The following is a 12,066-nucleotide window of genomic DNA, read 5'->3' on the forward strand; positions in this document are numbered from 1 at the left end:
GTTTATGATCCGATTAATCCGGGTTAAAATTTCAGGTTTAAACCAAACGTGGTTTGCCGTACGGCGGGTGATTGATCCGCGTTGACATCGCCATCGGTTTCGCTGTCGATCCCTTTGTATTTGGTCCGGTATTCCGAGAAAATGAAGGGTTGCTGAATACTGGCAAAAAACCGCAGGGAACCGATGCCCAGTTTTTCCGTCAGACTCGCCGGGACGTTGTACCCGAAGTTGATGTTCCGGATTTTTACGAACGTACCGTCAAAATACAACAGGGTTGAGCGGTAGGGAGGAAATTCCTGGTTCTGGTTCGGGCGCGGAAATTCGTTGGTCGGATTGTTGGGCGTCCAATAATCAACATCAAGGCTGTTATACCGGCCAGCCAGCGTCAGGAAGTCCTGGTGGAAAATGCTGCGGAACATGTATCCCACCCGGGCAAATACGAAAAACGACAGGTCAAAGCCTTTGTATTCGAAGCGGTTGGTCAGACCCAGGCTGAATTTAGGTACCTGCGAACCGAGAATCGTGCGGTCGGCCGGATCGATTTTTCCGTCGTTATTCAAATCCTGAATCTTGATTTGACCCACCGCGCTCTGGTATTTCTTCGCTTCTTCGGCTTCGTTGGTCTGCCAGATGCCAATTTTCTTGTAGTCAAAATAGGCGGTCAGCGGCTGCCCGATGAACCGGGAGTTGCCCACATCGTCGACTTTGCCATTGAACAGTTCCAGGATCGATTCCCGGTTGCGGGTAAACTGGAAGTCGGTCGTCCACCGGAATCCGCCGGGCGCATCCACGTTGACCGTCGACAGGGTCAGTTCAATCCCCTGGTTCCGGGTTTTTCCCACGTTGCGAAGCACACGGTCGAAACCGCTCGTCAATGGCAACTGGTCGAACAGCAGCAGGTCGCGCGTATCAGCCCGGTAGTATTCGAGCGAGCCGGAAACCCGTCCGCTGAACAGACTGAAATCCAGCCCGACGTTGCTGTTGGTGGTCGATTCCCACTTCAAATCCGGATTGCCAATGGTGAAAGGCCAATAGCCAAATGCACCCGTTGAACCGAAGGCATACGACGAACGGGCTAACTGAGCCTGGGTTTGGTAGGGGTCGATGGCGGTGCTACCGATTGAACCATAGCTGGCCCGAAGTTTCAGGTTATCGATCCAGCGAACGGACTTCAGAAACCCTTCGTTGCTCAAATTCCAGCCGACTGCCGCTGAGGGGAAAAAACCGTATTTCGTGTTTTCACCAAACCGCGATGAACCGTCGTAGCGGGCCGTCAGCGTCAGCAGGTATTTTTCCTTGTAGTCATAATTCACGCGGGCCATGTAGGAGTTCAGCACCCAGCGACGCACGTTGGAACCCACGGAATTGATCAGGGAAGCCTGCCCTAAGTTGTAGAACTGCTGCGTTTCAGCCGGTACGCCCGTCACCGAAATCTGATTGGTTTCGTAATCGTCTTTCTGAACCGAATGAAGCGCCGTAACATTCAGGTTGTGAATATCGTTGAATTTCTTGTTGTACGTCAGGATGTTCTCCAGCGTCCAGTTGAACTGATACTCATTGAACGAGAAAGCGGTCGGATCGGCACCGCGACGCGAATTCGTCTGGCTACCGACAAACCGGCCCACGCGACGGTTGGTGAGGTCGGGGCCGAAATTGACGCGGTATTTCAAGCCGTCGATGATGTTCCATTCGCCGTAGATGCTGTTAAAAATCCGCATGCGTTTGGTGAGGTCGATCTGCGCGCCCGGAATTACCTCGGCGATGGGGTTCGTCCGTAAACCGTCGGAGGTGGGCAGGAAAATCAGGTTGCCGTTGTCGTCATACGGTTTTCCCAAGGGGTTTTCGGCATAGGCTCCACCCAGCGGATTGAAGTTTTCACCGTTCCGGGTGCTGTAAACGCCCAGGGTCGAAATACCCACTTTAACGTTCTTACTAATCTGGTGATCCAGGTTAATCCGGAACGTATAGCGGGCAAAATCCTGGTTCTTCACGACACCCACGTCCTTGAAGTAGTTACCGGAAATCGAAAACTGGGTTTTCTCATTTCCACCCTGCACCCCAACCTGATGGCTCTGAATGTTGCCTTGTTGCATCAGGTAGGATTGGTAATCCGTGCTGCGGTTGTTTTTGATCCCGTCCAGTTCAATCGGTTCAAAGAGTTTATCATCGGTTGTGTAGGCGTTGACCGCCCGACGGGATTCCCGCTTGTATTCGGCAAATTCGGCTCCGTTGAAAACGTCAATGTTGCCAAGGCGGTCCGAAAAACCGTAATACCCATCATAACTGACAACGGTTTTGCCCGGCTTACCCCGCTTCGTGGTGATCAACACAACCCCATTGGAACCCCGCGATCCGTAGATGGCCGTTGCCGAGGCATCTTTCAACACTTCCATCGAAGCAATGTCGTATGGATTGATGTCGTCGATCCCGCCCGCCAACGGAATTCCGTCAACGACATACAGCGGGTCATTCGACGCGTTGATGGACCGGCGACCGCGAATCCGGACGACCGGGCCAGCGCCCGGTTTGCTGCTATTTTGCACCACATCGACCCCGGCAGCCCGGCCCTGGAGTGCCTGACGAGCGTTAGTGATGGGCAATTCAGCAATTTCTTTTGCGCCAACCGAGGAGATCGCTCCGGTTAACTGGCTCTTTTTCTGCGTACCATAGCCCACCACCACCACTTCGTTGAGTGTGCGCTGATCAACGGCCAGTTTGACGTTGATGCTCGATTGCGCACCCACCGTAACTTCCTGTGAAAGAAACCCAACCGATGAAAAAACCAGCACGGCATTGTTGTCCGGAATAGCCAGCTTATAATTGCCTTCGGCGTCCGTGGTGGTTCCGCGCGTCGATCCTTTCACGGCCACGTTAACGCCCGGCAGGGGAGTGTTGTCTTCCGCCGTCAGAATCCGGCCCGAAACCGTGCGTTCCTGAAGAGCAGGATCGATGATTTCACCAGGCTTCAGACCGGCCAGCGTCAGGCCCTTCAGGTTCGCAGCGTGTACATCTGCCGGGTGCCGATGTGGGCCGAAGGCGGCCTCGACAGGCAGGCTACCGGCCAGCAGACCTGCCAGCCCGCAAGCTCCCAGGCGCGTTGCAGCGGCAAACCGCCCTGCTTTAGCAGAGAGAAATGAGGTAATTATGTATTTCATAATAGAGATTGGTTGGTTAAACGTATAGAAACAATAGAGAATGTATTAGATCAAATAGATGACCGACGACGGTTGCAGATCCGAATCGTTCGGGATAAATGATGTTTTATGCTGAACCGTAACGGGTGTTGGCGTCGGGATTTCGACGGATTCACCCGGTTTCATTTCGATAATCTGCGGATCGTCGTTGCGCATCAGCTTTATTTTACCGGCCGAAAGCTCAACCCGGGTTCCTTTCTTTCGTTGAGAGACATTGAACCGGGTTCCCTGTGCTTCCACGGTCAGGGTGGTCGTATGAACCCTAAACTTGCTGTCTTCACCGGAACCGTAGCGTTGGGCAACAGTAAAAAATGCTTCACCTTCGAGCCAAACCGCCCGGGGCACCTCTTCCGACCAGACGCGGGCATAGCGAATCTGGCTGTTGCCAATCAGTTTTACCAGCGTTCCATCGGGCAACTTCACCGTTTTAGCCACGCCAACCGGTGTCCGGACGGTCTCCATCGCATGTGACCACTGCGTCCACAGAACCCAGCCGATAAACAGAATGATACCGGCCGCGGCACTTATCCAGCGGAAAATATACCAGTTTGTTACCCAACTTTGGATTTCGGGCTGCAGGGGTTGCAACTCCGGCATTTCCTGAATCGATGACCGGATTCGCCCCCACAACGACATCACCTCCTCTCCTTCCATCGGCCGCGACGCCGGGCTTGATGCCATGCGAACCAGTTCGCGGGCGAAATCGACAACTTCCGTTTTGTAAGGATGGTGAGCCAGCCAACCCTCCCAATACGCCGAAACCTCAGCGTCATCAGGATGTTGAACCCACCGAATGAATAATTCGTCAGCGGCTAACTCCTCGGCAGTATAGGCGGAGAAGTGTTTCATTTAGTATTTTTTGTAGATAAAGTTTACTATGCCATAAAAGAAGCCCATCCAAACGTTCTACTTGCCGTACTTTGAAATTTGACGACAAGACTTTTTTACAACCCTGATTTTAGAGTACCCCGCCTGATTAGTGGCTTAAAACCGCACGGCAAAGCGGTTTCCGGAAAATATACTTAAGTACATTTCCCGGAAACGTAAAATCAATAAACCGGTGAACAGGCCGTTCCGGAAGAAAATTTACGGAAGAGAATACGGGCAATCGGGGGCCGGGTCAACCAGATTCATGACCACAACGTGGCCAACCCGCTGATAACCCGGCATTTTGGAGCAAGGGCCATAGTCGGCCCGCGTCGACAGCCCGACGCCCAGAAAACCTTCGCTGCCGACGCCCCCCCGGTTGTTCTGAAACCCTTTTCCACCGGACGCATCTTTGTCCTGGATCAGCATCGTTTCCCGATGTCCCCACGCCACGGCGGCATCCTGGTAGAGCCAGGAAAAAATGGCTTGTTCCACGATGAAAACTGGTAGCTCCAGAACCGGTTTGTCACTGGAATAGTAGCAAAACATGTAGATATTTTCGGCTCGTGACATGAACTCGTAGCATTTTCCGCTAAACACCGTCTGGGCATTGATGCGTTGCAGGGCCGTTCGGCCATCCCGGCTGGTGTGTCCAAAAAAGTTGTGCGTGGTCATGTCCGCAGCGTGGGCCTGGGCAACGGCGTTCAGGTGGGTTTCCAGGGCTTCGAGCGGCAGACCGAGTGCTTTTTCGTCCCCGTAATTCACCTCCGCCCGCGCTTTTCGTTCCCAATTCGTCAGCAGCAACGCCCGTTCTGCGGGGGCTAGTTTGGTGTAATTTTCCGGTAAAGACAGGGTTCCCAGGCTGTTGGCAGGCAATCTCATCTGCTTTTCCTCCTGCCGACGGGCGTAATTGAACGCATTCATAACCTGAGCCGGTGTGTCAAAAACCGGGAAACCGTTGGGCGCACTGGTGTACGTCGGCTCTTTCGGTAATTTCACATCCGCTTTCAGGTTTTTTGGTGCCTGACCGAACGCTAAACCGGAAATCAACAGAAGGGCACTGGTAAGTTGTCGCATCAAAAGGGCGTTAGTTGCCAAACCGGGTCACCTGCACCGTTGCGAAAAATACGGAACGAACGCAAACAACCCAACCGTTTACCGTTGTGATTTCGGAAGACCCGGTTTTTAGTGGCCCACCAGCAGCCGCAATACATTCTGTACCCGGCCCTTGGCATCCCGTACCTTCACCCAATACAGACCGGGCGCCAGCACCTGACACGGGATGACGGTTGTGGAAGAGGATGTAGCCACCGTTCGAACCGGTAGTTCAATCCCTGCCGTATTGATCAGTTGCAGGCTGAATTCATCCGCCCCCGAAGGTACCAGCGTAAACCGTCCGTCGGCACTGGGATTGGGAAAGAGGTAATGATTCCGATCTAGCGATTCCAGGTTGATGGCCACTAGTTTCGAGAGTTCCGTGCGGCCATTGGCGTCGATTTGCCGCAACCGGTAATAATACGTCTGGCCCGGTATCACTTCCTCATCCGTCCAACCGTACGTATTGGTTTCCGAACTCGTTCCGTTTCCACGGACAAACCCAATTTTCTCAAACGATTGGGCATCCCGGCTTTTCAGGACATCGAACCCCAGACTGCCCTGCTCCCAGGCGGTTGACCAGCCCAGCACGGCTTTCCCCTGGCGGGAAACGCCTGAAAAATACAGCAGATGGACGGGAAGGGCATCCGTCGTATTGAATGGACAGCTAGCATCGGCCGTCGGGTCGGCAATGTTCATCACCACGACGTGCCCGGCGAAGCTACCCGAGCAAGATGCCGAATAAGCTCCAACGGCGGTAGAGGCAATTCCAATACCCAGAAAGCCTTCACTGGAAGCACTTCCGTGGTCGTTGACATACCCCTGAAGGGGTGCTGAGGTGTACATATCCGTGTTTTGAATCAAAACGGCTTTGCGGTGTCCCCACCCGGCGGCCGTGTCGCGATAGAGCCAGTTGAAAATGGCTTGTTCTACCAAAAAAGTGGGTGTAGATGCACTACTGGTACAGGCGACATAAATATTTTCGGAATAGCCCATTCCCGATAGGCAGCTTGCCGGATACGTGGCCTCCACGCGATCGAAAGGATCTGACCCGCCAGCGCCAGTATGGGAGAACACGTTGTTAGCCACCATAAACGCAGCGTGAGTCTGAGCGGTATTGATCAGCGCGCTTTCGGTTGCTTCCATCGGCAAGCCCAGAACGGCCGTTGTTCCGGGATACGTAACGCCAGCCCGGGCGATCCGTTCCTGATTAATGAGATACAACGCCCGGTCATTGGGCGAAAAGGTGGCATAATTAGCCGGTAAGGTTAAGGTACCCAAGCTATTGGCGGGCAATCCCAACTGGGTTTCTTCAGCGCGTCGCGCCGTATTGAAAGCCGCAACAAGCTGGGCCGTGCTCGAAAAAAAAGCAGAAGGGGCAAAATCCGTTTCGGTCGGTGCGGTTAATGCGATGTTGGTCGTCAGGTTCGTCGGCGATTGGGCGTTCCCGCTCAGGAAGGAGAGCGAAAAAAGGAGGATAACACAAAGGCGATTTAGGGTCAGTAAGATTGTCGTCATAAAAGTCGGGATTTCGGCGAACACCGAAGAAATGTCTGGCTCCGGATGTGCCTTTTATTGAGACGATTAGGACGAAGTTTAGTAACAAATTCCACCGGGAATTTTTACTTGTTCTGCATTGGCGTCTTCATTCGAGCCTTTAACCCGCTTTTCTGATCGTTCAAAACCCATTCCGGGAAATTCTGCTTCTTTTTCGCTAAGAATTTCCACATTAACTACAATTATTTCAAAAACAAATACTATTTTACACCTTTACTATTCAGCCAATCTTTACTGATATGAACACGTTACGCTCTGATTTTCAGAAAGGGCAGACGCTGCTTGACTATTTTTATTATTGGGAGAAACAACAACCCAAAAAAGTCTACCTGCGGCAACCCGAAGGCGACCGATACCGCGACTATACCTGGCGCGATGTCGGGAAACAGGCACGGACGCTGGCGACGTACCTGAATTCGCTGGGCTTACCCCCGAAGAGCAATATTGGTCTCGTATCTAAAAATTGTGCGCATTGGATTATTGCCGATCTGGCGATTCTGCTCAGTGGCCACGTGTCCGTTCCTTTCTACCCAACCCTGACAGCCAGCCAGTTACATCAGGTACTGGAACACAGCGGCTGCCCGGTACTGTTTGTCGGAAAACTGGATAAATGGCCTGAAATGAAACCGGGTGTCCCCGAAACCCTACACTGCATCGATTTCCCGGGCTACACGGCCGATCCGGATCACGCGCAGTGGGATACGATTCTGAGTCGTTATGAGCCGATGACGGACAATCCGCAACCACATTCCGAGGATTTATTCACGATCATTTACACGTCCGGGACAACGGGCAGCCCCAAAGGCGTTATGATGCCCTACCAGGCGATGATCAGCGCCATCGACGCGACCAAACCGCTGATGTGCGTCGACGTGCCGGATTCGCGTTTTTTTTCGTATTTGCCCCTTTGCCATGTGGCCGAGCGGAACCTCGTCGAAGCCCTCAGCCTCATTACGGGCGGTACGGTTTATTTTGTAGAATCGATGGCGACGTTTGCCAACAATCTGGCGGCCGCGCGTCCGACGCATTTCCTGGGTGTTCCCCGCATCTGGTTGAAATTTCAGCAGAACATTCTTGCCAGTCTATCGCAGCAAAAACTCGATCGGTTGCTCAAAATTCCGGTGATTTCCGGGTTGATCAAACGAAAACTCCGCGTGGCCCTCGGCCTCAACGACGTCCGGCTGATTCTGACCGGTGCGGCCCCCACGCCCGTTGCCATCATCCGGTGGTTTCGGGAATTGGGCATCACCATCCAGGAAGCCTACGGCATGACGGAGAACCTGGGCGTGGTGTCGGTGATGCCTCCTTCTACGATCAAAGACGGCACCGTTGGAATGCTCTACAGCGGTATTCAGGTCAAGTTCGACCCGATCACGGGCGAGCTCATGACCCGCTCCGACTGGACGATGCGCGGCTATTTCCGGGAGCCGGAGATGACCGCAGCGGCCCTGGATGCCGACGGCTGGCTCCATACCGGCGACGTTGGCGTGCTGGACGACGACGGTTTTTTAGCCATTACGGGCCGGGTGAAGGAGATTTACAAAACCACCAAGGGCGAATACGTGGCTCCGGCGCAGATTGAAACCGGTTTTGCTGAGAACAATTTTGTCGATCAAATCTGCGTCGCCGTTCAGCAATTGCCGCAACCGATCGCGCTGATTGTGTTGTCGGAAACGGGACTCAAGGCGGATAAGACGCAGGTTTCTCAAAGTCTGGAGGAGACGCTCAACGCCTTGAATCCCAATCTGCACACGTATCAGCGCGTTAAAAAAGCCGTGATCGTGAAAGAGCCGTGGACGGTCGACAACGACCTGATGACGCCCTCCCTGAAAATAAAGCGAAAAATGATCGAATCCCGGTACGAATCCCACCTCCAACCCTGGTTTGAACGGGAGGAAACGGTGATCTGGGAGTGTTAAGGGGCTTTTGACGATTGACCACTGACGATCGACGATTGACCATCGACCAGTTGTCGCGATGTCAGCGGTCAATCGTCAAAAAAGGGACCCGTCAGGTTTTCAAAACCTGACGGGTCCCTTTTTTGAACTGACAAAGGTGGACGAGAATTAGGGAGTGGAAGCGGAAAGGCCCGAGGGCTTAGTTCCGCGCCAGAACCACACGGCTCACTTGGGTTTGAATGGCGAATGACTGAGAAACTTTCTCTTTGCCATAGGCTACTTCGATCACATATTTACCGTCCGCCAATTGTGAGAAATCATATACCCGGCCCAGTTGTTCTTTTTTGGTCAGCGTGCCGCTGTACAGCTTGTTGTTGGAATCGTCAGCAATTGAAACAACAATTTTAGAATCAACCGGCTGATTGACCGACACTTTGAATTTCAGGTTACCAACTTCCCGGATCGAAACCGGAGCGGCTTTCGTTTCTGCTTTCGGGCCATCTAATACACGGGCAACAGCCGATGAAGGAGCAATGGCTACCAGAGTCGTTGCGGCCAGCATCGCTAAGCCCAACGCTACATTATTATTAACAAAATTCGTTTTCATAATTTTCTACAGGTTGTGTTCGAACTAGGTTGTATTCAGACTTGATATAGTACAATAAACTAATTGCTTACCCTACTGAACCCTTGTCAACTCCTTTGTTGATACAAATTTATACAACATTGAATACAAGTCAATTACCGAATTGTTAATAATTGAAAAGTTGTTTATAATTTAAAGGTTAAACTTAGAAAAATTCAATACTTTACGGTTGTTTACTACTAATACTTTAAATAGTGAAATGTCCATTTTCCAGGATTAATACCAGCTTTTATAAAATAGTACAATTCATTCCTGCGGTAATGAAAAAAGCCCCAAACACGGTGTCCGGAGCTTTTTTTACTTTTTCAGATTTGGGCCGAAAATTGTCTTATTTTATCATAAACAAAGCCAATTTCCCCAATATCAGTGGTAAAATAAAGTTAGAAACATTCACCAAGTACCTTTTCTTCAAAAACTACCATAATCTTTCAGGGTACTTTCCTTCTTCGTGCAGCCGTTTGAACGACGCCTGTACCAGCGGTTTGTCATCCGGGTACGTAACACCAAACCATTCCGACTGGCTGCGAAATACCTGGCACTGACCCTGGTTCCGCTGGATGAGATTGGTCATGATGGTTGGGATGTAAAACTCGGCTTTGGGTGCGTTATAATTCGCACGGGCATAATCGGCAAACTGCTCCTCGACGAGGGGAAAAACCGCCGGTTTGAAACCCCAGAAATTCATCGAAACCGGGGTGTCGGGTGCCAGCACCGTTAGCCCGTCCGCTTCTTCAAACACTATTTGACCCACGTCGTCGCCGGCACTTTGGCGGTAGATTTTGGTCCGTTCGATCACCGACGACAGGGTTTCATCGGCATTGAGGTCGCAAACACCCCGCGAAACCGATCCATAATCCGACAGCGTATTCTGAACTTCGTAGCCCACCAGGGCGTGCATCGCATCATCGGTGTTATTCACCAGAAAGTCGGCCAGAATCCGAAACGCTTCCTGCCCATAGAAATCATCAGCGTTGATGACCGCAAACGGCGTGTCGGTTTGCTCCCAGGCACAGAGCATGGCGTGGCCCGTCCCCCAGGGTTTGGTCCGCTGAATGGCGCCCAGTTCTTCCGGTACGTAGGAGTCTAAGGCCTGGATCGCAAAATCCACGTCGATTTTACCGGCGAGCTTCGGCAGAAAGATCTCTTCAAAATCTTTCCGCAATTCTTCGCGAATGATGAATACGACTTTGCCGAAACCGGCCCGAATGGCATCATATAAGGAATAATCAATGATCGTCTCACCGTTCGGACCAAATTGATCCAGTTGTTTGATTCCACCGTAGCGGCTGCCAATACCGGCGGCCAAAATCAGGAGCGTGGGTTGCATCAGGTTTATGGAGTTGAAAGTTAAGCCCCCAACCCCCTGAAGGGGGCTATATAACCCGGATTTAAATAGTCCCCTTCAGGGGGTTGGGGGTAATCGCGGGCAAAAATAAGGAAATGCTGATTGCTCCCTACACGGGTTCGTATTAAATGCACTTTATGGCCTGCAAATCCATAAAATCAATTTATAAGAAAATTATTTCCTGAAATTGTTCAATATATTTCAAGAATAACGTTATAATTGTAAGCAAAACAATAGTTAGTAAAACAAGTATTACTTCGCAGATTTCATCAACGCCCATGCCATTCTATCACACATTGGGTCAGATTCCGCCCAAGCGGCACACCCAGTTCGAAAAACCGCCGGGCCGCGACGGGGTTGCCGGGCTTTATTACGAGCAGTTATTCGGCACCATCGGTTTCGAGGGCATGTCGTCGCTGCTTTATCATGTACACCGGCCCACGATGGTTAAAGCGGTGCTGGAAAGTGTGGAAAAAACACCGGTGGTGGCGGTTGAGAAGAACATTCTTTCGCGCAAGCTGCTCGGTTTCAATCTGGAACCCACCAACGCGGATTTGGTGGAAAGCCGTATTCCTTTGTTGGTCAATAAAGAGGTGATCGTGGGGCTGGCAGCTCCAACCCGTTCGATGACGGATTCCTTTTATAAGAATGCCGATGCGGATGAGTTGATCTTTGTCCACCGGGGTTCCGGACGGCTCCGCACCTTGCTGGGCACCATCCCGTTCGAATACGGGGATTACCTGATCATTCCGCGCGGCATGATTTACCAGATCGAGTTCGACCCGGACACGCAACCGCGATTGCTTTACCTGGAATCGCATTCACCGATTTACACGCCCAAGCGGTATCGCAACCAGTTCGGTCAGTTGCTCGAACATTCGCCGTTTTGTGAACGCGACATCAAGCGCCCACAAAACCTCGAAACCCACGACGAAACCGGCGACTTTCTGATCAAAATCAAGAAACAAGGCGCGCTGCACTCACTCATCTATAGCTCGCACCCGTTCGACGTCGTGGGGTGGGATGGCTACAATTATCCGTACGGTTTTTCGATTTTCAATTTCGAACCGATTACCGGGCGCGTTCACCAGCCCCCGCCGGTTCACCAGACGTTTCAGACCGACGCCTTTGTGGTTTGCTCGTTCTGCCCGAGGCTCTACGACTATCATCCGAAAGCAATTCCGGCCCCGTATAACCACTCCAACATCGACTCCGACGAGGTGATTTATTACGTCGACGGCGATTTCATGAGTCGCAACGACATCGCACCGGGCCACATCACGCTGCATCCGGGCGGTATTCCGCACGGCCCGCATCCCGGCGCAATGGAACGGAGCATTGGCAAGAAAGAGACGCACGAATACGCCGTGATGGTCGATACGTTCCGGCCGCTCATGCTGACGGACGCGGCCCTGCAACTGGACGATGGGAAGTATTACCAATCCTGGATTGACTAAATCATCA

Annotated in this window: 8 protein-coding genes; 2 read left to right on the forward strand and 6 right to left on the reverse strand. The window is 52.1% G+C overall.

The window, feature by feature from the left end:
• Positions 1 to 23: 23 nt before the first annotated feature.
• From F0P93_RS10925 to F0P93_RS10940, 4 genes are all read right to left on the reverse strand, one after another.
• Positions 24 to 3,155, reverse strand: coding sequence for a SusC/RagA family TonB-linked outer membrane protein (locus tag F0P93_RS10925; RefSeq protein WP_225309449.1), 3,132 nt, complete (start codon positions 3,153 to 3,155; stop codon positions 24 to 26).
• A 45-nt stretch (positions 3,156 to 3,200) separates the two neighbouring features.
• Entirely contained in the window at positions 3,201 to 4,043 is an 843-nt protein-coding gene (locus F0P93_RS10930; RefSeq protein ID WP_150876372.1) for a FecR family protein, read from the reverse strand.
• Positions 4,044 to 4,280: 237 nt separating this feature from the next.
• Positions 4,281 to 5,138, reverse strand: coding sequence for a CAP domain-containing protein (locus F0P93_RS10935; protein WP_150876373.1), 858 nt, complete (start codon positions 5,136 to 5,138; stop codon positions 4,281 to 4,283).
• 108 nt (positions 5,139 to 5,246) lie between these two features.
• The gene (locus F0P93_RS10940) at positions 5,247 to 6,674 is read right to left on the reverse strand and encodes a T9SS type A sorting domain-containing protein (protein WP_150876374.1); all 1,428 of its coding nucleotides are present in this window, start codon (positions 6,672 to 6,674) and stop codon (positions 5,247 to 5,249) included.
• A 278-nt stretch (positions 6,675 to 6,952) separates the two neighbouring features.
• Here F0P93_RS10940 and F0P93_RS10945 point away from each other — a divergent pair, with 278 nt between their 5' ends.
• On the forward strand, positions 6,953 to 8,632 hold the full coding sequence (locus F0P93_RS10945; protein ID WP_150876375.1) for an AMP-binding protein: 1,680 nt from the start codon (positions 6,953 to 6,955) through the stop codon (positions 8,630 to 8,632).
• 178 nt (positions 8,633 to 8,810) lie between these two features.
• Here the strand turns inward: F0P93_RS10945 and F0P93_RS10950 are convergent, their stop codons facing one another.
• A complete protein-coding gene (locus tag F0P93_RS10950) occupies positions 8,811 to 9,218 on the reverse strand; it encodes a hypothetical protein (RefSeq protein ID WP_150876376.1) in 408 nt (135 codons plus the stop codon).
• Positions 9,219 to 9,672: 454 nt separating this feature from the next.
• Complete coding sequence (locus tag F0P93_RS10955; protein WP_150876377.1) at positions 9,673 to 10,584, reverse strand: nucleotidyltransferase family protein; 912 nt, start codon at positions 10,582 to 10,584, stop codon at positions 9,673 to 9,675.
• 296 nt (positions 10,585 to 10,880) lie between these two features.
• Here F0P93_RS10955 and F0P93_RS10960 point away from each other — a divergent pair, with 296 nt between their 5' ends.
• On the forward strand, positions 10,881 to 12,059 hold the full coding sequence (locus tag F0P93_RS10960) for a homogentisate 1,2-dioxygenase (RefSeq protein ID WP_150876378.1): 1,179 nt from the start codon (positions 10,881 to 10,883) through the stop codon (positions 12,057 to 12,059).
• Positions 12,060 to 12,066 lie beyond the last annotated feature (7 nt).

This window comes from Larkinella humicola, assembly GCF_008727875.1.
Classification (GTDB): Bacteria; Bacteroidota; Bacteroidia; order Cytophagales; family Spirosomataceae; genus Larkinella; species Larkinella humicola.

What these genes read in the sequence shown, in the direction of transcription:
- F0P93_RS10945 (WP_150876375.1), top strand. Translation starts at nt 6,953, where the DNA reads ATGAACACGTTACGCTCTGATTTTCAGAAAGGGCAGACGCTGCTTGAC.
- F0P93_RS10935 (WP_150876373.1), bottom strand. Translation starts at nt 5,138, where the DNA reads ATGCGACAACTTACCAGTGCCCTTCTGTTGATTTCCGGTTTAGCGTTC.
- F0P93_RS10950 (WP_150876376.1), bottom strand. Translation starts at nt 9,218, where the DNA reads ATGAAAACGAATTTTGTTAATAATAATGTAGCGTTGGGCTTAGCGATG.
- F0P93_RS10940 (WP_150876374.1), bottom strand. Translation starts at nt 6,674, where the DNA reads ATGACGACAATCTTACTGACCCTAAATCGCCTTTGTGTTATCCTCCTT.
- F0P93_RS10960 (WP_150876378.1), top strand. Translation starts at nt 10,881, where the DNA reads ATGCCATTCTATCACACATTGGGTCAGATTCCGCCCAAGCGGCACACC.
- F0P93_RS10955 (WP_150876377.1), bottom strand. Translation starts at nt 10,584, where the DNA reads ATGCAACCCACGCTCCTGATTTTGGCCGCCGGTATTGGCAGCCGCTAC.
- F0P93_RS10930 (WP_150876372.1), bottom strand. Translation starts at nt 4,043, where the DNA reads ATGAAACACTTCTCCGCCTATACTGCCGAGGAGTTAGCCGCTGACGAA.
- F0P93_RS10925 (WP_225309449.1), bottom strand. Translation starts at nt 3,155, where the DNA reads ATGAAATACATAATTACCTCATTTCTCTCTGCTAAAGCAGGGCGGTTT.